General features: G+C 58.6%; 19 protein-coding genes, 1 tRNA gene and 3 pseudogenes. 14 read left to right on the forward strand and 9 right to left on the reverse strand.

Annotated features, from left to right (window positions below; genetic code table 11):
- Positions 1 to 52: 52 nt before the first annotated feature.
- Positions 53 to 1615 (reverse strand): UxaA family hydrolase, encoded by a 1563-nt coding sequence (locus Enr8_RS04535; RefSeq protein WP_146429406.1) that lies wholly within the window; start codon positions 1613 to 1615, stop codon positions 53 to 55.
- Between the two features lie 224 nt (positions 1616 to 1839).
- Here Enr8_RS04535 and rpmF point away from each other — a divergent pair, with 224 nt between their 5' ends.
- The 6 genes from rpmF (at position 1840) to Enr8_RS04565 (ending at position 6991) form a co-directional block, all read left to right on the forward strand.
- On the forward strand, positions 1840 to 2031 hold the full coding sequence (rpmF, locus tag Enr8_RS04540; protein WP_146429407.1) for a 50S ribosomal protein L32: 192 nt from the start codon (positions 1840 to 1842) through the stop codon (positions 2029 to 2031).
- Between the two features lie 69 nt (positions 2032 to 2100).
- Positions 2101 to 3009, forward strand: coding sequence for an ACP S-malonyltransferase (gene fabD / locus Enr8_RS04545; RefSeq protein ID WP_146429408.1), 909 nt, complete (start codon positions 2101 to 2103; stop codon positions 3007 to 3009).
- A gap of 40 nt (positions 3010 to 3049) precedes the next feature.
- Positions 3050 to 3820 carry a 3-oxoacyl-[acyl-carrier-protein] reductase gene (gene fabG, locus Enr8_RS04550; protein ID WP_146429409.1) on the forward strand — a complete coding sequence of 257 codons (771 nt, stop codon included), beginning with the start codon at positions 3050 to 3052 and terminating at the stop codon, positions 3818 to 3820.
- 223 nt (positions 3821 to 4043) lie between these two features.
- Positions 4044 to 4280: an acyl carrier protein gene (locus Enr8_RS04555; RefSeq protein WP_002651224.1), complete on the forward strand. Its 237-nt coding sequence runs from the start codon at positions 4044 to 4046 to the stop codon at positions 4278 to 4280.
- A 30-nt stretch (positions 4281 to 4310) separates the two neighbouring features.
- Positions 4311 to 5552, forward strand: coding sequence for a beta-ketoacyl-ACP synthase II (gene fabF / locus Enr8_RS04560; RefSeq protein ID WP_146429410.1), 1242 nt, complete (start codon positions 4311 to 4313; stop codon positions 5550 to 5552).
- Positions 5553 to 5770: 218 nt separating this feature from the next.
- Positions 5771 to 6991, forward strand: coding sequence for an IS256 family transposase (locus Enr8_RS04565; protein ID WP_146429411.1), 1221 nt, complete (start codon positions 5771 to 5773; stop codon positions 6989 to 6991).
- Here Enr8_RS04565 and Enr8_RS04570 read toward each other — a convergent pair.
- From Enr8_RS04570 to Enr8_RS04585, 4 genes and pseudogenes are all read right to left on the reverse strand, one after another.
- Positions 6988 to 9435, reverse strand: coding sequence for a WD40 repeat domain-containing protein (locus tag Enr8_RS04570; RefSeq protein ID WP_146429412.1), 2448 nt, complete (start codon positions 9433 to 9435; stop codon positions 6988 to 6990). The genes Enr8_RS04565 and Enr8_RS04570 overlap by 4 nt on opposite strands.
- Positions 9436 to 9506: 71 nt before the next feature.
- The gene (locus Enr8_RS04575) at positions 9507 to 9809 is read right to left on the reverse strand and encodes a mechanosensitive ion channel domain-containing protein (RefSeq protein WP_146429413.1); all 303 of its coding nucleotides are present in this window, start codon (positions 9807 to 9809) and stop codon (positions 9507 to 9509) included.
- A gap of 45 nt (positions 9810 to 9854) precedes the next feature.
- Positions 9855 to 10127, reverse strand: a pseudogene (locus tag Enr8_RS04580) (integrase core domain-containing protein); the annotation flags it as partial.
- Positions 10128 to 10340: 213 nt separating this feature from the next.
- Positions 10341 to 10802: an RrF2 family transcriptional regulator gene (locus tag Enr8_RS04585; protein WP_146429414.1), complete on the reverse strand. Its 462-nt coding sequence runs from the start codon at positions 10800 to 10802 to the stop codon at positions 10341 to 10343.
- 149 nt (positions 10803 to 10951) lie between these two features.
- Here Enr8_RS04585 and Enr8_RS04590 point away from each other — a divergent pair, with 149 nt between their 5' ends.
- From Enr8_RS04590 to Enr8_RS04600, 3 genes are all read left to right on the forward strand, one after another.
- A complete protein-coding gene (locus tag Enr8_RS04590) occupies positions 10952 to 11527 on the forward strand; it encodes a protoglobin family protein (RefSeq protein ID WP_146429415.1) in 576 nt (191 codons plus the stop codon).
- 185 nt (positions 11528 to 11712) lie between these two features.
- A complete protein-coding gene (locus Enr8_RS04595; RefSeq protein WP_222434793.1) occupies positions 11713 to 15702 on the forward strand; it encodes a PVC-type heme-binding CxxCH protein in 3990 nt (1329 codons plus the stop codon).
- Between the two features lie 130 nt (positions 15703 to 15832).
- A tRNA-Arg gene (locus Enr8_RS04600) sits at positions 15833 to 15906 on the forward strand.
- A 161-nt stretch (positions 15907 to 16067) separates the two neighbouring features.
- Here Enr8_RS04600 and Enr8_RS25240 read toward each other — a convergent pair.
- The gene (locus Enr8_RS25240) at positions 16068 to 16235 is read right to left on the reverse strand and encodes a hypothetical protein (RefSeq protein WP_186767431.1); all 168 of its coding nucleotides are present in this window, start codon (positions 16233 to 16235) and stop codon (positions 16068 to 16070) included.
- Between the two features lie 213 nt (positions 16236 to 16448).
- Between Enr8_RS25240 and Enr8_RS04605 the strand changes: the two genes are divergently transcribed.
- The 4 genes and pseudogenes from Enr8_RS04605 (at position 16449) to Enr8_RS04615 (ending at position 18542) form a co-directional block, all read left to right on the forward strand.
- Positions 16449 to 17441, forward strand: a complete 993-nt coding sequence (locus Enr8_RS04605) for a response regulator (protein ID WP_146429417.1) — start codon at positions 16449 to 16451, stop codon at positions 17439 to 17441.
- Between the two features lie 302 nt (positions 17442 to 17743).
- Positions 17744 to 17890: pseudogene (locus Enr8_RS25720) on the forward strand (type II secretion system protein); the annotation flags it as partial.
- Positions 17891 to 18011: 121 nt separating this feature from the next.
- Positions 18012 to 18140 (forward strand): annotated as a pseudogene (locus tag Enr8_RS25995) (H-X9-DG-CTERM domain-containing protein); the annotation flags it as partial.
- A gap of 138 nt (positions 18141 to 18278) precedes the next feature.
- Complete coding sequence (locus Enr8_RS04615; RefSeq protein WP_186767432.1) at positions 18279 to 18542, forward strand: hypothetical protein; 264 nt, start codon at positions 18279 to 18281, stop codon at positions 18540 to 18542.
- A gap of 96 nt (positions 18543 to 18638) precedes the next feature.
- Here the strand turns inward: Enr8_RS04615 and Enr8_RS04620 are convergent, their stop codons facing one another.
- Genes Enr8_RS04620 through Enr8_RS04630 form a run of 3 tightly spaced genes read right to left on the reverse strand, consistent with a single transcriptional unit; the run spans position 18639 to position 21239 of the window.
- Positions 18639 to 19073 (reverse strand): hypothetical protein, encoded by a 435-nt coding sequence (locus Enr8_RS04620; protein ID WP_146429418.1) that lies wholly within the window; start codon positions 19071 to 19073, stop codon positions 18639 to 18641.
- Positions 19074 to 19119: 46 nt separating this feature from the next.
- Complete coding sequence (locus tag Enr8_RS04625; protein ID WP_246119945.1) at positions 19120 to 20142, reverse strand: M28 family peptidase; 1023 nt, start codon at positions 20140 to 20142, stop codon at positions 19120 to 19122.
- A 59-nt stretch (positions 20143 to 20201) separates the two neighbouring features.
- Complete coding sequence (locus tag Enr8_RS04630; RefSeq protein ID WP_186767433.1) at positions 20202 to 21239, reverse strand: glycosyltransferase family 9 protein; 1038 nt, start codon at positions 21237 to 21239, stop codon at positions 20202 to 20204.
- A 157-nt stretch (positions 21240 to 21396) separates the two neighbouring features.
- On the opposite strand from Enr8_RS04630, the gene Enr8_RS04635 reads away from it, so the two are divergent.
- Complete coding sequence (locus tag Enr8_RS04635) at positions 21397 to 22140, forward strand: class I SAM-dependent methyltransferase (protein ID WP_146429421.1); 744 nt, start codon at positions 21397 to 21399, stop codon at positions 22138 to 22140.
- Positions 22141 to 22263 lie beyond the last annotated feature (123 nt).

Raw genomic sequence — 22263 nt, forward strand, 5'->3', positions numbered from 1 at the left:
TTCTCCGTTCTGTGTTCAGATCTTGTGAAGAATTTGTAAAGACTGCCGCGGCTTACAGCGTTGGCCCGACCAGCCAGGGGACGAACTCTTCTTCCCCGATTCCCAGCTTCTCGCTCTTGGTCGGCTTGCCGCTGGCGACCGCCAGGATCTCGTCGAAGATCTTCTCGCCCATGGCGTCGACCGAAACCCCGCTCAGAATCTCGCCGGCGTTAATGTCCATGTCATCGACCATCCGCTGGTACATCGGCGTGTTGGTGGCGATCTTGATCGACGGTGCCGGCTTACAGCCAAAGCAACTGCCGCGGCCGGTCGTAAAGACGACGACATTCGCCCCGCCGGAGACCATGCCGGTGACGCTGGCCGGATCGTAGCCTGGGGTGTCCATCACCATCATGCCGCGCTTGCTCGGCGGTTCGGCGTATTGCAAAACGTCCACTAGGGCTGTGCACCCGGCTTTTGCGACGGCGCCAAGCGACTTCTCGGCGATCGTGGTGAGGCCGCCTTCTTTGTTGCCGGGCGAAGGATTGTTGTCGAGTTCGGCGCCAAACATCCCAACGTAGCCCTTCCACCATTCGATCCGCTCGATCAACTTGTCGGCGACGCTGACGCTTGTCGCACGGCGGGTTAACAGGTGCTCGGCGCCGTAGATCTCCGACGTTTCCGACAGGATCGAAATACCGCCGGTCGCGACCACGCGATCGGCCGCCGCGCCAACGGCTGGATTGGCGGTGATGCCCGAGTAAGCGTCGCTGCCGCCACATTCGGTCGCTAGGACGATTTCGCTGGCCGGGATCGGTTGTCGGCGAACGTCGTTGACCCGCGGCAGCATTTCGACCAGTCTCGCGACGCCAGCTTCGATCGTTTTGGCGGTGCCTCCTTGATCTTGCATCGAGAGGATCAGCGGAGCGCCTGCCGGTTGCGAGGCGCCGCCGTCAAGCTGAAGCAGTTGCTCTTGCTGCACCAGGTAACCCATCGCCCCGGTCTCGCAGCCAAGCCCGATCAGCAGATAGCCGCCGATGTTGGGGTGCCGTGCGATGCCGGCCATGACCCGATTGAGCGTCTGGTGCATGTCGCCGCCAAATTGCATGCCGCAGCCGCTATGATGGGTGAAGGGGACAATGCCGTCGATATTGGGAAAATCGGCCAAGCGGCTTTGGTCAAACGCATGGGCGACATACTTGGCGACGCTGGCCGAGCAGTTGACGGTCGAAATGACCGCAATGTAGTTGCGCGTACCGGCCCGGCCGTCGGCCCGTCGGTAGCCGTCGAAGGTTCGCCCGGTGATCGGCGTTGGCGGCGGGGGCGTCTGGCTCGCTTTGGCGTACTCGAGGTGCAACTCGCCCAGGTGCAGATTGTGGCTGTGGACGTGTTCGCCTGGGGAAATCGGCCGCGAGGCGTAGCCGATGACCTGGCCATACTTGTAGACTGGCTCACCGGCCGGGATCGCCGCCAGGGCGACTTTGTGGCCAAATCGGACCTCTCCGATGGCCGTCAGAGAACCGCCTGAGAGGGCGAATTTCTCACCGCGGGCCAGCGTTTTGGCGGCTACGGCGACGTTGTCAGCCGGGTGAAGGTGGATAACGCTCGGCGGGGCAGAGGAGTGGGACGCGGGCATGGCAGGGGCTCGGATGTGCGTAAATCGAGTGCTGTTAATAGCTTACAGCCCGTCGCGGCTTGCGGCAATCATTCTGCTAGAAGCGGGGACCGCCCTTTGACACGCTGGCCGAAGATTCCTAAAATGATCCGTTTACTCTGAGGCGATCGGGGCCGAGTGTAGTTTTCGCTCCCAAGCAGCAGGGATCCAGCTGGCCGCCAGTCTTAACGTAAAGCGAAGTCGCCATGGCAGTACCGAAGCGTAAACAATCGAACTCTCGTACCGGAATGCGTCGCTCGCACGACGCCCTGAAGGCTCGCGAACTGCAGTCCTGCTCGAACTGCGGAATCGCCGTACCGACGCATGTCGTTTGCCCGAACTGCGGCACGTACATGAAGCGGGCCATCATCAAAGACGAACAAGCCGCCGCCGAGTAAGTTCGCTCACGCGTCGCGTTTGTGCGACAGCACGCATTAGCGCATCGCGACCATGAGAAGGGGAATCGCGTGAGCAAGATCGCGTTCTTGTTCCCTGGTCAGGGAGCTCAATACGTCGGCATGGGCAAGCAGCTCGCCGCTTCGAGTCCGAAGGCGGCTGAGTTGTTCGAGCGCGCCGCTGACATTCTTGGCTACGATCTCGCTGAGCTTTGTTTTAATGGTCCGGCCGCTCGGCTCGATTCAACCGTTTACAGCCAGCCGGCTTTGTTCGTAACTAGCATCGCCGCGCTCGAATCGATGCGCGAAGAAAACCCCGATGCACTTCTATCGTGCGAAGGAACCGCCGGGCTAAGCCTGGGCGAGTACACCGCGATGGTCTTCGCCGGGGTGATGCAGTTTGAAGACGCCTTGAAGGTCGTGCAGATCCGGGGCGCTGCGATGCAAGCTGCCGCCGACGCCGTCCCCAGCGGGATGGTCAGCGTGCTGGGACTCGATCGAGATCAAGTCGCCGCCATCTGTGCGGAGGCGCGCGAAAACGATATCCTCGAAATCGCAAATCTGCTTTGTCCCGGCAATATCGTCGTTTCCGGGTCCAATGACGCCTGCGAACGCGTCCCGGCCGTTGCTGAAAAAGCAGGGGCGATGAAGGTGATGCCGCTGGCGGTAGCCGGCGCGTTTCATACGCAAATCATGCAGCCTGCGGTCGAAAAACTGACCGCGGCCCTGGCTGATGTGCCGATGTCGGCGCCGCGGATTCTGGTGGTGTCGAACGTCGACGCCGTGCCGCACAGCGATCCAGAAGAAATTCGCCAGCTGTTGATTCAGCAGGTTTGCTCCCCGGTTCGCTGGGAAGATTCGATGCGTTTTCTGCTAGAAGCGGGATTCGACGAGTTTTATGAGATCGGCGCTGGTCGCGTGCTTCGCGGCTTAATGAAGCGAATCGATCGCAAAGCGCAATTCAACAACATTTCGGCCTAAGGCTCAATCGCGCCGCAGCCAACAACGTAAGGTGATTATGATGAGCGACACAGCCCACGCCGTATTGCCGGTCGACCTGACCGGCCTAACCGCCATCGTCACCGGCGCCTCGCAGGGGATCGGTCGATCGATCGCCATCGCGTTGGGTTCGCGTGGCGCCAAGGTCGCCGTTATCGCTCGCAACGCCGAGAAGCTGGCCGACACCGTCAAGACGATCACCGAAGCCGGCGGCGAAGCCGAGGCCTACAGCTGCGACGTGACCCAGCGCGAGAGCGTCGAGTTGGTCATCGACTCGGTCGTCGAGAAATGGGGCAAGCTCGATATCCTGGTCAACAACGCCGGCGTGACTCGCGACAACCTATTGCCGGTGATGACCGACGACGAATGGGACAACGTCATTGAGACGAACCTTCGCGGCATGTTCCTCTTCACCCGCGCTGCGTCGAAGCAGATGATGCGTGCTCGCTTTGGTCGAATCATCAACATCAGCTCGGTTTCGGGGTTGATCGGCAATCCGGGCCAGACCAACTACTCGGCCTCGAAGGCGGGCATGATTGGCTTCACCCGCAGCCTGGCCCGCGAGCTTGGCAAACGTAAGGTGACCGTGAACGCGGTTTGCCCTGGTTTTATCGAAAGCGATATGACCAAAGCCCTGGGCTCGGCGGTGATGGACGAGGTCAAAAAGCGGATCCCGGCACAGCGAATGGGAAAACCGGAAGAGATCGCCGATGGCGTACTTTTTCTGGCAAGCCCGCAAGCTGCCTACATTACTGGGCAAATTCTGACAATTGACGGCGGAATGATCGGTTAATCGGGGGTTCCCCTAATCGACGAAACTTGCTGACCTGAATACATTTAAGACTAGAGTCTCGCAAGTCTTCCGGATCGGAACGAATTACCGCGGCACAGGTCTCTTCCACCTTGACCTGTCTTGCAGAATTCCTCTATCTTGTTGGACTTGAATTTTTAACGTTTGCACAGTTTACAAAGTAAATAAGCCAGATTCATTGGTTTCTTGCGGAGGGCTTCAGGCCGTGTCGGTACAAGAACGCGTATTTGAGATCGTCGCCAGCCAATTGGGCGTCGACCAAGACAAAATCACGATGGAGAGTTCGTTCGTCAACGATCTCGGCGCCGATTCGCTCGATACGGTCGAGTTGGTGATGGAACTGGAAGAAGAGTTCGACATCGATATTCCGGAAGACGCCGCTGACAAGATCGAAACGGTCGGTCAGGCGATCAAGTTTATCGAAGAAGCTAAGAATTCTTAATTTCGTCGACCTTCGGAAGAGTTCAAGGGAATGAAACGACGAGTCGTCGTTACCGGTCTGGGAATCGTCACCTCCCTCAGCCATCGTCTAGATGAATTCTGGACGAAGCTGACGGCGGGGGAGAGCGGCATTCACGACCTGAAGCTGCTGGATACCTCCCGCTTCAAAGTAAGGTTTGGCGGGGACGTCTACGACTGGAACCCGGTCGATTACTTTGATTCGAAAGAGATGAATCGCGTTGACCGCTTCACGCAATTTGCGATGGTCGGTGCGGTTGATGCGATCAGCGATTCGAAGATCGACTTCTCGAACTACGACTCTTTCCGTTGTGGTGTGATTCTCGGATCTGGAATCGGCGGTTTGCAGACGATCGAAGATCAAGTCGAGCGTTTGCTGATGAAGGGCCCCGACCGGGTCTCGCCAATGACGATTCCGAAGCTGATGCTCAACGCAGCTGGCGGAAACATCTCGATCCGCTACGGCCTTCGCGGTCCCAATTTCACGGTTGCGACCGCCTGTGCCAGCGCCACCAACGCCATCGGCGATGCGATGAAGGCCATCCAATACGATGAAGCCGACGTCATGGTCACCGGCGGTACTGAAGCCGCGATCACGCCGATGGGCATGAGCGCCTTCGCCAATATGCGAGCCCTCTCAACTCGCAACGCTGATCCGACCAAAGCCAGCCGTCCGTTTGACCTTGGTCGCGACGGGTTCGTGATGAGCGAAGGCGCAGGCATCGTCGTGTTGGAAGAATTGGAATCGGCCAAAGCTCGCGGCGCCACCATCTATGCCGAACTGGTTGGCTATGGATGTAGCGGCGACGCCGGGCACATCACGTCGCCGGACGAAGAAGGACGTGGAGCCGCTCGCGCGATGCAAAATGCACTGAACGACGGTCGCCTCGATCCGACCAAGATTGATTACATTAACGCCCACGGCACCAGCACGCCGCCGGGTGACATCGCCGAAACGACGGCGATCAAAAAGGTGTACGGCGATCACGCCTACAAGCTGGCCGTCTCCAGCACCAAGAGCGCCTTGGGGCACTCCCTGGGCGCCTCGGGCGGTATTGAAATGGTGATCTCGATCATGGCGCTCAAGACCAGCACCATCCCGCCGACAATCAACCTCGAAGATCCTGATCCGAAGTGCGACCTCGACTACACGCCGAACGTCGCCAAGCAGCGCGATCTTACCTACGTGATGAGCAACAGCTTTGGCTTTGGCGGCCATAACGCTTCGGTCATCATCGGTAAGTATGACGGCTAAGCGCCGCGACGCTTTGAACCAACAAAGGCGTTCCGCTAGGGACGCCTTTTTTTATGCGCTTTCGTCAGTCCCGTTTCGCGAATTGGGAGAGATCCCAGATGCGGGCCTCTCGGCTTGAGCGATAACGTCCTAATTCCTGCGCACATTTGAGAGCCAGCCCTGGCTCTGGTATGGATTTGATTACCAACATCAACCACCACCAGAACCAAGGACTGACCATGACGAATGTACCAGAAGAACGGACCAGCGAAGAGATCCGGGATGCGATTAAAATTGACGGCGACGCGGTGCGGGGGCATCTTGATGAGCTGGTCCGCTCAACCGTCGAGGAGACGTTGAATCAGATGCTCGATGCCGAAGCGGATCAGATTTGCAAGGCGAAACGCTACGAACGTTCACCAGACCGCGTCGATTCGCGAGCCGGGTCGTATTCGCGGAAGCTGCAGACCAAGGCGGGCGAGGTTTCGCTGAAAGTTCCGCGACTGCGGAGCTTGCCGCTCGAGACGCAGATCATCGAACGCTACAAGCGACGCGAATCGAGCGTCGAAGAGGCGCTCGTTGAGATGTATCTGGCAGGCGTTTCGGTCCGTCGCGTTGAAGACATCACCGAGGCGCTTTGGGGAACGCGAGTCAGCTCCAGCACCGTCAGCGAGCTGAACCAGAAGATCTACGAGCGGATCGAAGCGTGGCGAAATCGGCCGCTGGAAGGCGAACATCCGTACGTGATGCTCGACGGCATCTGGCTGAAACGTAGCTGGGGCGGCGAGGTGAAGAACGTGGCGATCTTAGTGGCGGTCGGCGTCGGCGCTGATGGACATCGCGAGATTCTCGGGGTCGCCGAAGGGAAGAAGGAGGATAGCGAAAGCTGGCGAACGTTCCTGCGTTACCTGAAGGAGCGCGGATTGAAGGGCGTGCGGCTGATCACGAGCGACAAGTGCCTCGGCCTGGTCGAAGCGCTGGGAGACTTCTTCCCAGACGCGGCCTGGCAGCGCTGCATCGTCCACTTTTATCGCAACGTGTTGAAAGACGTGCCGCGAGCGAAGTCAGGCGACGTGGCGGCGATGCTGAAGGCGGTTCACGCGCAAGAGGATCGCGCGGCGGCGGAAGCGAAGGCAGCACTGGTCACCGAGAAGCTGATCTCGCTTCGGCTGGGCGCGGCGGCGAAATGCTTCCGCGACGGCTACCAGGAAACGCTGGCGTACATGGCGTTCCCGCGAGAACACTGGACGCGGCTGCGGAGCAACAACATGCTGGAGCGGATCATGAAAGAGATCCGGCGACGAACACGAGTCGTGGGAGCGTTTCCGGACGGCCAAAGCGCCCTGATGCTGGTCGCAGCCCGGCTGCGCCACATCGCCGGCACGCACTGGGGGACAAGGCGCTACCTCGACATGGACCGCCTCCGCGAACCGGAGGAGCGAGAAGACGGCAAAGTTTAAAAAATTGTTTTTGCCGCGCGCGGCAAAAACAATTTTCCAGAGTCAGGCTGAAAATCAAATGTGCGCAACTTGACGGACGGTACCCTTGAGCGACTGACCAGCGAATCGTTCTGAGGAGAGAACGCGACCGCGACGGCGCCCGGGTGGGGCAGATGTGCGATCACCGCGCCGCTGCGTGATTCTCGTAGCGTAACTCCTTGCGGCGCGTCAGAATCGATGGTCGCCGCCACCGCTCCGTCGTTGGCGAATTCGATATAGCCCGCGTGCGGAAGCGTGGAAACGATCGCCCCGGTCGCGGCGTCATAGAGGCGCGTCTCGAACTCGGCCGGCGCTCCGCCGGCTTCCAGTAGTTGCGAGCCGTCAGGCGTAAACTGAACTGATTGGGGCGCGCCGCCGATCGGCTGTTCCAGCGACCACCGAGTTTCTTCGCCTGCGATCACCAGTTTGACGACGCTTTGGTAGTTCCTTTCATCGGCCCTGACTGCTGCGAACAGGTCGAGTTCGGCTCGATTTCCCATTACCACTTCGCTGCCGGTAGGCAGCGTCTGCGCGATCGCATTTTTGTAAGGAGCAAGCGGAGTCGGTCGTGGGGGATCGACTTGCGAGTAGGCGAGTTCCCACAGCCCAGAGCTGGCCATGTACAGCGACTTGCCCGATGTGCTCCACCAGATTCTCTCAACCCGATCGTGGAATGAGTGGACTTGTTTCCGCTCACCAGTGCTGCGGTTCCAGAGCGAGAGTTGACCGCCGGGCTGGCGTCGGTCGCCACCTCCCAGGACTACGTCTTCTCCATCGGCGGAAAACGTAATCGTGCTGACGTTGGCCAGACTCTCATGACGCTTCTGCCCCAGGGGCGTGCGTAGTTCCTGTTCGCAGGCGAAAGTCTGTAGATTCCAGAGACGAACCATTGCCCCCAGCTGTCCCGAGGGCTTCTTGTTGCGCTCGTCACTGCAGTCGGCGATCGCCAGGTACTTGCTGTCGGGGCTGAAAGCGAGGCAGTGCGAGTCGGCGGAGCATTCTTGAATCGTCTTCAGTTCGCGTCCCGATGCTAACTCCCATAGTTTGACTTCCGCCCGGTTAGCCGCCGCACTTTCGGCCGCACTCGAAGACTGGGAAGCGGTTGCCAGCAATTTACCATCGGGCGAGATGGTCATCGTCAGGAAGCAAGGGGCCTCGTCGCGAAGAGAAAATCGCTCGGTTTGCGTTGGCCAATCCCAAACCGATAGATAGGTGCGGCTGTCGGGCGAATTGGGGTAAGCATTTTCCTCGCTGAGTAAGACGAGCGTATGAGCATCGTCGGACAGCAAGATTTTTTTCACCTGATGCGGGAGGTTGATCGTTTCGATTACTTCGTTCGTCGAAAGATCCCACAGATTTAATCTCCCCCGTAGCGGCCGACGGAGCGTTAACGCCACCAGCTCGTTAGCGAGGATCTTCGTCGCATTCCCCGTCTCGGCTTGAAAGGGATCGCCAAGAGCGGCCGCCAATTGGATCTCGTGGATCGACTTGCCGGTCGTAGGGTCCGAGATCGTCAGGCGGCGGTCGCTCAGACGGGCAATGTTTTTCGTGTCGATTTCTGGCAAGATCGGGCGCAATACTCGATGAACAGGTACATCGGTTCTGGTTGGATCGAAGGCGCCTTGCTCGATGTCCCAGAACTGTGTTGTCTCGGGCCCAGTTTGCGAGATCGAAAGACCGGAATTATCGGCGGCGAATGCAAGGGATGGCATGGTTGGCTCTTCGGTCAGCGGCAGAACCGGAGAGGGAAGGGGAACGCCGGTCAACGCGTCCCAAATTGATATCTGCAGCGTTCCCCGCTCTGGATCGACAAACGATTGGGGAACGAAGCCGGTTAGATATTTTCCGTCGCGAGAAGCCAGCGGATTGGCGATGACGCCATGCGGAACGTTAGCGATCTTGACCGGATCCCAGGTTTGGCGATCTAGGATACGGACTTCGCACAGACGCTCGGCCGGCAGTCGCGCATCGTAGCAAGAGGTGATCATCACGTTGGCTTCACTGACTAGAAACTCGATCCCGTCGATGTTGCGTTGTTGCAACTGGGCGATCTTGTGTCCCGATGCGCAATCAACGACGCTGCAAAAACGATCGTCGCTCCAGACGAAGAACTGGCTGTCGGGGGAAAAGCGAAACTCGCGCCAGCCGGTTCGAACGCAGGCGATCTCTTGGCCAGAGTCGACCCGCCGAAGCGAGAGGTAGTTATCGCGCAGCGACCAGGGGCGGTAGTAATCGTGCGGTTCCTGTTGACGCGACAAGACGACATACTGCCCGTCTGGACTGTATTGCATTTGCGGCAATGGAGCGTCGAGTGAGACGATGGCAGCCGGGGCGATTGGCTCGGCGGCAACTGGCGTCACTTCTTGCGCGGTGAGGACTCCCGGGGAGAGAGTGAACAGTCCGAGAAGAATCGAAGTGCGGAACATGTTGTCGGCCCTGGCTTGATCAAGTTACAGAGGATCACATCCATGTCTCGGCCCCTATTAGAACGATCCGCTTATCGATTGCCAGAATGTTTTTGCAGATTACGACAAGGCGCATGCGTCGTTCGCACGTGAACCAGCAGTACGATTGCGCGCCCGGTAAGTTGCTGCGTCATTTGGTCGGGCCCGAGTTCTAGGATCGTTGTCGTCAGGACGTTATGGTCGATGACGTCGCCGCGAATGTTATGGAATTCGATCCGATCGCCGAGTTTGAAAGGTCGACCGACCGCCTTCATGATCGAACCGGAGATGCACTGAATCAATTCTTTCAGTGCGATTACCACCGCTACGGCGAACGCCAAGATCGAGATCGTCACGTGCTAAATCTGCGACTGGCCTGCCCCCTTTTTCTGTACCAAGCCTTATGAAAGATCGGTTTGGGAAACAGGTAACGATTGGGTGGGGTCGCTGTGCTGCTGCAACGCAGGGAGCGCAGCGACTGGAGTGGAAGCGGCACAGCAACGCGCGAACTCGGACGGGATCAGGTAGCCCAAGCTGCTGTGCGGGCGTCGCTCGTTGAAGTCTTCTCGCCAGGCCCGAGCTTTGATCCTCGCGTCCTCCTCGTTCAGCAGGTCGGTCTGGTGCAGGTACTCGTCGCGAAGGCGGCTGTTGAAGCTTTCGCACAAGCCGTTCTGGCTGGTTGCGGCCGCGCTGGTCGGCGTTGACCTGCATCGACGAATCTTGAGGATTCGCCTGCTTCGGTCGCCTGGACCAGCTTGCCTCACTAACGCCAGAAACGCTACACCTATCAGCAAAACGCTCTAATCGGGATCTTGTAGCTTTTTCGCCCGCTTAGACAGGGGGAATTTCTTTTGGCTCGGGGAAACCGTAGCTCCATCAAAGCCGGTTTAATCGGCAGATGGCTCTTTGGGGATTGGAGATTTGCCCGGAAATTCACATAAGGGGACGCTTTCGCTTGGTTCCGCGATCACTTCGGCGAGTGTCGTGCCGCCAAACGCCTCTTCGACCCCTTTCATCGCGTTGTCCAATCGGCGGTGGAGTGGGCAGAGCCGAACCCCGTGAGTCGAAATTCCCAGCGGACAGGTGTGAATCCTCTGGATCGGATCGACCGCATTGACCACCTCCAGGATCGTAAGTTGGTCGGGCGTCTTGACCAACGACATCCCGCCGCCAATGCCCCGTTGTGACCGGACAATTCCGCCGCGAGCCAGCCCTTGCAGCACCTTCGAGAGATAGGCCAGCGGAACCTTGGTGCTGGTGGCGATCTCCTCGGTGGTGCACGAGTTAGGAGCCATGATCGCCAGGTGACAGACGGCTCGTAGGGCGTATTCAACGGTTTGCGAAAACATGCAGACGAAATCCCATTGGGGTTAATTGGATATTGACGTCCAATTATTAGTGGCTTATACTTCAGGAAATCGGACACAATCGTCCAGGTAGTCGATTGATTCCAATTCTAGCCAAAACTACCTATCCGGACAGATCGAAGGTGATCGCCATGAAGAACATTGACGAACCGCGTCTTGAGGAAGATGTCGCTTATCGCTTTGAGTACTTGATGGAGTTCACCGGTTTTGGCGCCGATGACATCGCAGCGATCCATGGCGCGGCGCCTGTGCTGGCACCGGTCGTGCCGGCGCTGGTTGACGCCGTCTACGACAAATTGCATCAATACGACGCCACCTGGCGGCATTTCATGCCGCGTCAGCATGGCTATGACGGGCCCATGCCCGACAAGATGGAAGATCTGGGGATGGATCACGACCAGATCAAGTTCCGCAAGCTGCACCTATCGCGTTATCTCGAGTCGCTCGTGACCCGGCCCTACGACGGCAAAATGCTCAGCTATCTGGATATGGTGGGCAAGATCCATACTCCGGACGCGGGCAACAAAGAGATTGTTGTGCCGCTGGTCCAGATGAACGCCCTGATGACGTTTGTCGCCGACGCGATCATCGTCACGATCTGCGGCCTCAATCTGCCCCGCGAGACCGAAGTGGCGACGCTACGGGCCTTCAACAAGCTGTTGTGGATTCAGATGGATCTGATCTCCCGCCACTACGTTCCTTCGTAGTTCCAAATTTGCTCGGATGCAAAGGGGCCGGCGACGTCTGTCGTCGGTCCCTTTTTTTCTGTCGTCGCCCAGCCGGGGCGGTTTGCCGAGCAGGGAAAATCGGACTATTCTGAACATAATCCTCCGCGTCGCTGAGCCTGGTTTCGCTAGTGGCGTTTTCCCTTCCGCTAACCGCCCACCACCACATGTATCGAAGCATCTTTCTCGCCCTGTTTTGTCTTCTTGGCTCGACTCCGCTATTGGTAGCCGAGCAGCCTTCTGACTTGCCCTTGGTTGTCTCTGACGGGTTTGAGCAAGGCGCTGGCGCCTGGAGTCCAACCGATCCAGCGACCTGGTCGGTGGTCGAGTTGGAGGATGGCGGCCACGCCTACAAGCTGAGCGGCGTCGGCAAGTACAAGCCGCCGTTTCGCAGTCCCTTCTCCCTCTCGATTCTCAAGGGAAAGCTGTTTGGCGACTTTGTCCTGACCGCCAAGGCGAAAACCTTGCAAACCTCGCGCGGTCATCGCGACATGGTGGTTGCCTGGGGAATGCAGGATCCGGCCAACTACTACTATGTGCATCTGGGCGAAAAGACCGACGACCACTCAAATCAGATCTTCGTGGTCGATGACGCACCGCGGATCAAGATCAGCGAAAAGACGAGCGGCGGTACGTCCTGGAAGGACGACACCTGGCACGAGATCAAGGTCGTCCGCAAGGTCGACAGCGGTTTGATCGAAGTTTACTTCGACGATATGGAAACGCCGCAGATCGTCGCCCATGACAAACGATTCGCCTGGGGCGAGGTTGCGATCGGATCGTTTGATGATCTCGGTTTGTGGGACGACATCAAGATCAACGGCAAACTAGTTGCCCGCGCCGACGCAACTCCACAGCCGAAAGAGGAAACGCCAGAGGAGCAGAAGAAGGCCAAGCCGCCAGCCAAAGCGAAGGGGGCGGACGCCAAGATGATGTCGAAGGCGGATCCCTCGACGCTGGAGTTCATCCGCTGGAGCGGCGACGTCAATGTGCCCGATCCGGTCGCGATCAGTTTAGATAATCAAGGTCGGGCCTACGTCACGCAGACGATGCGGCGAAAGTCGCAAGACTTGGACATCCGGGCCAACACCGACTGGATACCCGATGACGTCGCGTTCGAGTGGCCTGCCGACAAGCAGGCCTTTTTTCATGCGCAAATGCCCGTCAGCGGTCCCGAACCGAAAAAGAAGCGAGTCGACGACATGAACGTGGATGGCGTCAAAGATTGGCGCGATCTGATGGTCCTGTCGGAACAGATTCATCGCCTGGAAGATATGGATGGCGACGGAACCGCCGACAAGATCGAGACCTACGCCGACGACTTTCGGACCGAAATTACCGGAATCGCCGCAGGCGTGTTGTGGCACGATGGCGACGTCTACGCGACGATCGCACCCGATGTCTGGCGAATGCGCGATACCAACGGCGACGGGAAAGCGGATCAGCGCGAGATCATGGCGACCGGCTTCGGCTTTCACATCGCCTATGCCGGCCATGACATGCATGGTTTGACGGTCGGTCCCGACGGCAAGATCTATTGGTCAGTCGGCGATAAGGGGATTCACGTCGTCTCCAAGGAAGGGCGGGAGTACCGCTTTCCAAACCAGGGAGGCGTGATGCGCTGTAATCCTGACGGAACCGACTTCGAAGTCTTCGCCCACGGCTTGCGGAACGTGCAGGAGATCGCGTTTGACGCGTATGGCAACCTATTTGGCGTCGACAACGACTCGGACCAAAAGGGAGAGAAGGAACGGGTCGTCTACATCGTGAAGGGAATCGACGCCGGCTGGCGCTGCAACTATCAGTACCGGGGCGATCGCTACAACCCCTGGATGAAAGAGAAGCTGTGGGAAACGCGGCAAAATTCGCAGCCCGCCTACGTGACGCCGCCGCTCGCCTACTCGCTCGATGGACCAGCCGGATTCACCTTTAACCCTGGTACCGCCCTCAGTCCCCAGTACAAAGATTACTTCTTTCTGACCGGGGCGCCGGGCGGGATTCAGGCTGCGTTTCAAGCCGAGCCAGCTGGAGCGTCATTTAAGGTGATGAACGAACATCGCATTGGCAAAGGGGTGCCGCTAGTCGGCATTAACTTTGGTCCCGACGGCGGACTTTACGGCGTCGACTGGGGCGGCGGATATCCGCTGAACCAAAAGGGCGCCGTCTGGAAAATTGACGTGCCGGGGGAAGCCTCTTCGCCGGCTCGCCAAGAGGTGCGCCAGTTGTTGGCGGCTGGTTTTGTAATACGCCCTAGCCCCGAGCTGATTACCTTGCTGGGGCACGCGGATCAACGGATTCGCCTGCAGTCACAGTTCCAACTGGTCAAACGGAACGATCTGGCCTCGTTAAAGTTGGTTTTGCATTCCCCGACAGATCAGCTTGCCAAGATTCACGCCATCTGGGGACTCGGGCAATTGGCTTGTCAGGGGAACGTCGCGGCTATCGAGCAACTCGGTAAATTGACCAGCGCTGGCGACGCCGAACTTCGCGCCCAGGCGTTGCGGATGATCTCGGATTCGCCCAGCTACCAAGGTCTGAAATTGGCGCCTCTGCTGAAGGACGAAAGCCCCCGCGTTCGCTTCTTCGCCGCCCAGGCTTTGGCCGCTCATCCCGAAGCGGACGCATTGCCGGCGATTGCCGCAATGTTGGCGAATAATAACGGCGACGATCTCTATCTGCGGCATGTCGGCGCCTTGGCGCTTGCGGCGTGCGATAACGTCTCTACTTTGGCTGAACATCCGTCGGCCGAGGTTCGCCTGGCGGCGGTCGTCGCGCTGCGTCAACAAGCCGATCCCGCCGTGACCAACTTCCTGGAGGATGCCGATTCCCGGGTTGTCCGCGAAGCGATCCTGGCGATCCACGACGACTATTCGATTACGGCTGCGATGCCGGCGGTGGCTGCGCTGTTGACGGACACGCAGATTGAAAACGAAGGGGCGCTGCTCCGGATGATCAACGCTAATTATCGGCTGGGTGATGCGGCCAGCGCACAGCGCGTTATCGCTTTCGCCAAAGAGACGCAGCGGCCGCTTGCGATGCGTTTGGAGGCGATCGACGCTCTTGCCAATTGGCCCCAGGAGCCGCGTTTGGATCGCGTTGATGGTCGTAACCGAGAGAAATACCGCATTGCGACCGAACGGATGTTGCCGCCGGAAGGCGTGACCTCGCTGATCGTCACGTTGATGGAAGATCCTAGCCAAAAACTTCGTGCCGCGGCGATCGCGATGGCCGACAAATTGAAGATGACGATGCCGCCCGACGTCTTGCAGCAGATCGCTTTGGATACCCAACTGGAAGTTGAGCTCCGTATCGAAGCGATGCGGTCGCTTACCAGCGCCAAGTCCGAACATCTTCGCGAGACGTTGCCGAAGCTATGGGAGTCGAAGTCGGAAGAGCTTCGGCTGGCGACGCTGCGGCAGATGGAAAAGCCTAGATTTTATGACGCCGGGATCGAGCGGATCGCTCAGATCCTCGGTAGTGGCAAGTCGTCGCTGGCCGAACGTCAGGTTGCGATTTCGTTGCTGGGACGAATGCCGGAAGAAGAAGCTCAGGAACTGCTGATCGCCGAGATTGAGAAACAACTTGAAAACTACATGCCGCAGGTCGCGCTTGAGTTGGAAGAAGCCGCGGCCGCCAAGGGACGCTCGTTGCCGCAATTCGCCGAGCTGGCCGAACGGCTAGGCCCCAATGCCGACGACATGTCGGCGATCGCTCCGTTTCGCGCGGCGCTTTCTGGCGGCGACGCTGAACTGGGTGAGCGGATTTTCATGACCCATCTTGATGCGGCCTGCATACGATGTCATCGGATTGGCAAACAAGGGAGCGACGTAGGTCCGGCATTGGATGACGTGGCCAAGCGTCGCGATGCAGAGTACCTGTTGCGGGCGATGGTCGCCCCCAGCAGCGATATCGACCCCAAGTACCGCGCCACGACCGTGCTTTTGATCAGCGGCAAGACGGTGCAGGGGATCGTTACCGAAGAGGATGACGATAAGCTGGTGCTACTCGACGCTCAGGGTAAAAAGGTGGTGATCCCGCAGGACGATATCGACGACTTGGCGGAGCAGCGGATTTCGCTGATGCCGGAGATGACCAAGGTGTTGACCAAGCGGCAACTGCGGGACGTCTCGGCGTATCTGCAGACGCTGAAAAAGTAGCCGGGCGAGAAATCTTATCGCGAAAAATGGCCGCCGAGGTGTGATCCTTGAAGGCCGTTCTTGCGTCTGATGAGCGGCGCCTATGGTGACCGTCCGTTTTTGCTAGAATTAGGCGGCAGCTTCTGCACGTGTCCCCGTAGCTCAACTGGATAGAGCACCCGCCTTCTAAGCGGGATGTTGCAGGTTCGATCCCTGCCGGGGATGCCTTTTCTCACTTACTTCAGGTAAAAATCGACCGAGGTTCCCCCTTCCGGGATCCTCCGCTTCCAGCTTGCTGCGGACGTTGTAGGCCGGCGGCAACGCTTCTCTTTGCGGTTGGGCGCCGGTAGCGTCGACCTGGCCGAACGTTTGCGGCTCCCAGATCTTCACTTGTTTGACCCTTTGGTGACCAGGGCGGAAAACTCGCCGTCGACGATCCGAGCCGAAGAGTCGCAGCCGCGATCGATCGCGGCCAGGCGCCCGAAGGGCCGCAGATGGCGACATTCGATATTGAGCTGGATGACAAGCCATACGGAGAGTTCTTCGACTTCCACTTTCTGCTGCCGGCGAAGTGATCACGAGCGAGCGTTTGATTCCCCGTCAGCGATGCAATCGATCCGCCATTGAGGAAGGATTTCAGTCGGTTTCTTTGCTAGATTTTAACTCGAAGCAAACGAGAGCTACGGGGAAGTTCGCATACGCTAAATGATTGTCGCTTCCAGTACGCATGCGGAAGCTATCGGAAATCGTCGGGAATCTCCGGTCCTATGTCTTCGCCAGAGCAGGATGTTCCAGCCGAAAACTCGCCGGTGGGCGGTCTCTACGTCTCCGGCTTTGAGAAGATTCGGGTCTTAGTCGTTGACGACAACCCGGTCGATCGCACCCTGGTTGAAGGTCTCTTAACCAGCAATAACCGCAGCAATCTACAAATCGCCATCGCTACTTCCGGCGAAGAGGCGCTTCGCATGCTCGAAGACTTCGGGCCAGACGTCGTCTTAACCGATATGCAGATGCCGGGGATGGACGGGCTTCAACTGGTCGAGCGCATTCGAGAACGGTTTCCGCTGGTGCCGGCAGTGCTGATGACCGCGTTTGGCAGCGAAGAGCTGGCGATCACCGCATTGCAGCGAGGCGCCGCCAGCTATGTGCCGAAGCGGAATCTCGCCACGTCGCTTCTGGAGACCCTTGGTAAAGTCTTGGCCGCCGCACATCACGACCGCCAGCAAGCGAGATTGGGGCAATGTTGGAGTCAGACCGAGTTTCATTTTGTGCTCGACAATGACGTGCAGCTGATCGGGGCGGTAACGTCGCATGTGCAACATTATCTGAAGCAGTTTCGACATCTCGACGAAGGGCAATTGCTGCGCGTTGGAATCGCGTTGGATGAGGCGATTCGTAATGCGATGCATCATGGCAATCTTGAACTTAGTTCGTCGCTGAAGGAGGCGGGGGGCGATCGCTATTTCGAGGAAGCGGCGCGACGCCGAACGATCGACCCGTACAATTCTCGCCGCGTCTATTTCACCGCTCGCGAGTTAGGAGACGAGTCGCACTACATCGTCCGGGACGAGGGGCCCGGTTTCGACGTCTCGCGGATTCACTACGATCCAGACGACGTCGAGCAACTGACGCGCCCCAGCGGTCGAGGGCTATTCTTGATTCGGACTTTCATGGACGACGTCCGCTTTAACGAGCACGGCAATGAAATCACGATGATTTTTCGCCGCTCCGACGCTCCCGTGGCAGTCAACGCGACCTAATCGATTCGCTTCGGATTGCCGCAGTCTCCTCTCGTTAGTGCCGCAATGAATGCCGCTGAAAAAGTCGCTCCTCCCCTGGTGAAAGGGAAAAATGCGGATTTGTGCCACCTGTGGTAATTTGCGCCATCTCCAAAGCGGGCAAAAAATCTCATGCCAAAGCTCCGGGCAGGTATTTTCGTTCCTAAGCCGTACTTAAAGGAGCCGAAATACTGGTTGTCCAAAACTTATTGATGCAATGTGTCTGCAACTTAGAATTTGGGGGGCCTGGGGTTTTTGGGTTTATCGTCTAAGGCCATTTCATCATGTCGATTTCTAAGTCACGCTCAGGCTTCACGCCTGTCGAACTCTTGGTCGCTATCGCCATCATCGGCGTCTTAATCGCGCTGCTTCTGCCGGCGGTTCAGCAAGCTCGTGAAGCGGCCCGTCGCACCCAGTGCGTCAGCAACATTTAGCACCAAGTCGTCGGTTGACGGCGGTCGTCGCTGCTGGGATCCGAATCACTATCCGACGCACAAGATTCCTTGCCACACGTCCACCGGCGGATGGCGTAGCGCCACTTAAGCCGCGTTCAGCATGCATCCAGGCGGCGTCAACGCCGGCAACGTTGACGGTTCGGTTTCGTTCGTGCCGGAAACGATCGACATCTGCACTTGGCGTGCGATGACGTCGACCCAAGGTGGCGAAGTCGTTGACAACTAGCAAAGTCCAAGGGATTAAGGCGGCGAGTCGCATCTGACGCTCGCCGCTTGCGTCTTATCTACTATTTATTGCGAACCGATCCAGGACGGGTCGATCTCGTTTACCCCTGTCGACGGCAAAGGGGCGTCGGGAGGCGGCGTGATCGAAAACGGGCAGATCGTCCGGGGCAAGTCTTCGCCAGGCCAAATCGCCGTGCAGATCTATGCCAACAAAGCGATCGAAAAGAAAAAAACCACGCGAGAAGAGATCGAGCGCGGGATCAGTTCCGATCGCGTTCAGTTTCTCCCGGCGCCGTACAACCAGCAATCGAAACTGCGAGTTACGATTTCCAATTCTGAGCGGCACTTTGATTTTGATTTGAACGACCGGGGAGAGATCCCCGCCGGAATGAGCGGAAACTAGCCGCCGTTGTACCATTCAGGAACGGCGCGATAACAAAGGTCGCTTCTCACGAGAAGCGGCCTTTGGCGCTTTCTTGCCGTCGCTCGGCGCTGCAACTTATTCGGCGCTGTTTTCGTCCACTGAATCCTGGGGGGGCGATTCCCGATCTTCACGGCTCTTGCCGTATTGCTCTTCCAACGCGCGACGCCGCGCGATGTGGCGATCACGTTCGATCAGCAACAAGTTGCGGATCGCCATGATGTCGACCATCGCCAGGATCACCATCCAAAAGACTAGCAGCATCACGCAGCCCCAAAAGATCAGATAGAAGATCGAGTGGGGGATGAAGTGGCCGATCATGATCGCTCCGGCGACGCCAGCCAGGATAAAGCAAACCGCCGTCCGGCGACGAAACTGCGAAGCGTGAAACGAACGGAGGTAATCTGGCTGATCGCGAGCGGCCGAAGAGCGACGATAGGAAGCTTGATTCATCCCGTGCATCAAGATCGCCAGACAAAGCAGCAGCGTTGAGACGATAGCCGATATAAGCATGAATAACCTGAGCCAAGCAGTCGAGGAGAGATCCGCGGGCGATTTCTTATCGCGCCGGCTCCAGTTCGTTAAGCCACGTCAGCACGACTTTGCCTACCTTGGCCAGCGATAACGCCGAGCAGTTTGCCGGGATATCCTTTTCGGTATGCCAATACTTAGGACCGTATCCCGGATTCGGGTAATCGAAGTCGATAATGTCGCAGGTCGGAATCTTGGCGATGTCGTTGAGCACCAGGTGATCGTCCCGCACATCATGCCGCGGGCGGGCGATAAACTCTCGAATTCCCAGCTTGCGGGCGGTCGCCCAGATATCTTGCACCAACGGACGAACGTCGGGATAGCGCAGACTATTCTTCTCTTCAAAGATCTGTAGGTCTTTGTCGCCGACCATGTCTAACAGCACGCCGTAGCGATAACGGTGCGCCGGCGGATTCTGAGCATAGTCGCGAGCGAAATACTCAGAGCCTAAGAAGTACGGGTCGCGGCGGTTGTCGTAGACCAACTCTTCGCCATCAAAAAAGACGATGTCGACGCCGACGTTCGATTTCAAGTCGTTCAGGTGCCGCGCCATCTCGCACAGCACCGCCACGCCGCTTGCTCCGTCGTTGGCGCCAACGAACGTCCCTTGCGGATTTAGCGGGTCTTGATCGGGGAAGGGCCGGGTGTCGTAGTGGGCGCATAACAAAATGCGTTCCGCTCGATCAGGATGAAACCGACCGATCAGATTGGCCATCGGCACTCGCGAACCATCCTCGGGATGACGCACGTCAAACTCTTGTCGCGTGACCTGCGCCCCGGCCGCTTCCAAGATCTTGGTCAGGTATTGTTGTTGGCGAGCCATCCCCGGCGAACCGCTCACTCGCGGTCCGATTGCGCACATCGCTTCGAGGTACTCCATCGCCTTGGCGCCGTCAAATGGGGCGTAATCTTCCAGCTTATCCGGCGCCGCCGCCAACGCGGACGGTTGACGGTTGTTGCGATACTGCGATACGCCCAAATAGCCCAGCACGACGATCGCGACGGCGATCATCGCCGCGAGAAAAAGAGTCGACCCGTCGATTTTGCGCATTAGCTTTTCCATCGCATTCCGCTGAGCGAGAAGTTTGTTCGATTATACGGCGCCAACGGCTAGGCCGCTTCCCGGGCGTGGGGTTCGAAAATCGAATCAATCGCGTCGAATACCATTGAGGTCGAAATCGCCCGCATCGCTTCGTTGCCGGCGCGGGCTCGCTCGCGGGACGTCAACTGCTGATAGTAGGCCTGAACCACCTGCTGATGCGGCCCCAGCGGTCGACATAGTTCGATCGGCGTGACGCCGAACAGGGCGACGCAGGGGGTATCAACCGCCGCCGCCAGGTGCAGCGGCCCCGTATCGCAGCCAACAAACAAGTTGGCCCCCCGGTATAGCTCCTTCAGTTGCGGCAGCGTCAGCTTGGGGACGACGGCCGCGGCGCCGTGCGACATTTGGGCGATTTCCTCGGCCCAATCCGCCTCTTGTTCGTTGCCCCAGGTCACCAGCGACGGCAGCTGATACTTGTCCTTCAAGCGTCGCGCCACCTCGGCGAAACGCTGCGGCATCCAGGTCTTGCTGAACCACCCCGCGCCTGGATTGAGAACGGCGAACGAGCCGCCGCGGCCCAGTTCGCGGCGAATCGCGCTGACCTCGTAGCGGGCCTGTTCGTCAATCGGCAGTCGGAACTCGATCGACGGTGCGTAGATGTCGACCGCCCGGCCGAGTTCTAAATAACGGTGGACCACATGGGTATGCTGGGGCGTAACGTGTTCGGTCGCCAGATTGGGGGCCAATTCGCGAGCCTGACCCCGGGCGAACGTAATGCGGCGTGGCGCTCCACTAAGCCAGCCAGCAGCCGCGCTTTTGGTTAAACCTTGAACATCAAAGACGATATCGAACTTCGCCTCCTTTAGCTGGCGGCGGAGCGAGACGATCTCACTCGGGCGTTTCAGCCAACCTTTTCGAACCGTAAACAGTTGGTCCAGGCACGGATGGCCAGCTAGAATCTGCGTAGCGACCGGTTCGGCCAGCCAAGCGAGATGAGCCCCTGGGAATTTCTCTCGCAGGGCGCAAAGCAGCGGCAGCGTGAGAATCGCGTCCCCCAGCGCGCTCAACCGAACGATCAGTATTCGCGGCGAATCGGTCGAAGCCATGGCCGCTCTCCTTCCCTGAATGTCGAACGGGCCAGATCGGATTGCTTTCCCTGCAGTCGGCTGCCCGTTCGAAATGCGTGCCCGCATGTTAATTGCAGGCGCCCTAACTAGGCAAGGCGAACCCCAGCCCCGTTTTATTCCCATCACAGGTGTTTGCATGTCTACGCTCGGCGATTTCTCGCATCAGGCTTCCGCCTATGGTCCGTCGCGTCCTGGATACCCTGCCGAATTTATCGCCCTGCTAGCGGAAAAAGCAGGCATATCGGCGGGCGACGCCATCGTCGATCTGGGCGCTGGAACCGGCATCTCGACCCGCCAATTGGTTGACGCCGGCTTTGAGGTCACCGCCGTCGAGCCGAACTCCGCCATGCGCGAACTGGCTAGCGTACCAGGCGCGACATGGGTCGACGGAACCTTCAAGGCGACCGGCCTGGCGGCTGAGTCGCAGTCGTGGGCCGTATCCGCTCAAGCGTTTCACTGGGCCCATCCTCCGGCTGCGCTCCCTGAGATCCGCCGCATTTTGCGTCCGCAGGGAATGTTCACCGTTCTGTGGAATAACCGCATTGCCGCGACCGGCACGACCGTTGGCTGGACCGAACAAGCGATCCGCCGCCATGTGCCTGACTTCAACGAAGCGTACCGCAATCGAGACTGGGACCAACTGCTCGCGTCGACCGGCGATTTCCGCTTTGTCGGTCGTTTTGAAAAGCGGCATGCTGTGCTGATGTCGCCCGATCGCTATCTGCAACTTTGGCACAGTCACAATCGCCTGGCCAATAGCGCCGGACCGGAGCGGCTCGCCGCGTTTCTGGCCGAACTAAAGGACTACCTGCAGCAAGAGGAAATTCCGCAGGTCGAAGTCGCCTACCAGTGTGAGGCCTGGATGGCCCAGCGGATTTAGGCCACATGCACGGGGCCAAGATTCCATGCGATTTGTCCATCGCCGAAAATCGTGTGTCGTCACTCGGATAGACACCGCCTACCGTTTGTGGCACAACGGAAGGTGGGCCGAGCGCGTCTTGCT

This window comes from Blastopirellula retiformator (assembly GCF_007859755.1).
In the GTDB taxonomy this organism is placed as follows: domain Bacteria; phylum Planctomycetota; class Planctomycetia; order Pirellulales; family Pirellulaceae; genus Blastopirellula; species Blastopirellula retiformator.

Coding starts and splice junctions, on each gene's coding strand:
- Enr8_RS04620 (WP_146429418.1), bottom strand. CDS start 19,073: ATGCTTATATCGGCTATCGTCTCAACGCTGCTGCTTTGTCTGGCGATC.
- Enr8_RS04590 (WP_146429415.1), top strand. CDS start 10,952: ATGAAGAACATTGACGAACCGCGTCTTGAGGAAGATGTCGCTTATCGC.
- fabF (WP_146429410.1), top strand. CDS start 4,311: ATGAAACGACGAGTCGTCGTTACCGGTCTGGGAATCGTCACCTCCCTC.
- Enr8_RS04635 (WP_146429421.1), top strand. CDS start 21,397: ATGTCTACGCTCGGCGATTTCTCGCATCAGGCTTCCGCCTATGGTCCG.
- Enr8_RS04595 (WP_222434793.1), top strand. CDS start 11,713: ATGTATCGAAGCATCTTTCTCGCCCTGTTTTGTCTTCTTGGCTCGACT.
- rpmF (WP_146429407.1), top strand. CDS start 1,840: ATGGCAGTACCGAAGCGTAAACAATCGAACTCTCGTACCGGAATGCGT.
- Enr8_RS04570 (WP_146429412.1), bottom strand. CDS start 9,435: ATGTTCCGCACTTCGATTCTTCTCGGACTGTTCACTCTCTCCCCGGGA.
- Enr8_RS04535 (WP_146429406.1), bottom strand. CDS start 1,615: ATGCCCGCGTCCCACTCCTCTGCCCCGCCGAGCGTTATCCACCTTCAC.
- Enr8_RS04585 (WP_146429414.1), bottom strand. CDS start 10,802: ATGTTTTCGCAAACCGTTGAATACGCCCTACGAGCCGTCTGTCACCTG.
- Enr8_RS04605 (WP_146429417.1), top strand. CDS start 16,449: ATGTCTTCGCCAGAGCAGGATGTTCCAGCCGAAAACTCGCCGGTGGGC.
- Enr8_RS04565 (WP_146429411.1), top strand. CDS start 5,771: ATGACGAATGTACCAGAAGAACGGACCAGCGAAGAGATCCGGGATGCG.
- Enr8_RS04625 (WP_246119945.1), bottom strand. CDS start 20,142: ATGCGCAAAATCGACGGGTCGACTCTTTTTCTCGCGGCGATGATCGCC.
- fabG (WP_146429409.1), top strand. CDS start 3,050: ATGAGCGACACAGCCCACGCCGTATTGCCGGTCGACCTGACCGGCCTA.
- Enr8_RS04630 (WP_186767433.1), bottom strand. CDS start 21,239: ATGGCTTCGACCGATTCGCCGCGAATACTGATCGTTCGGTTGAGCGCG.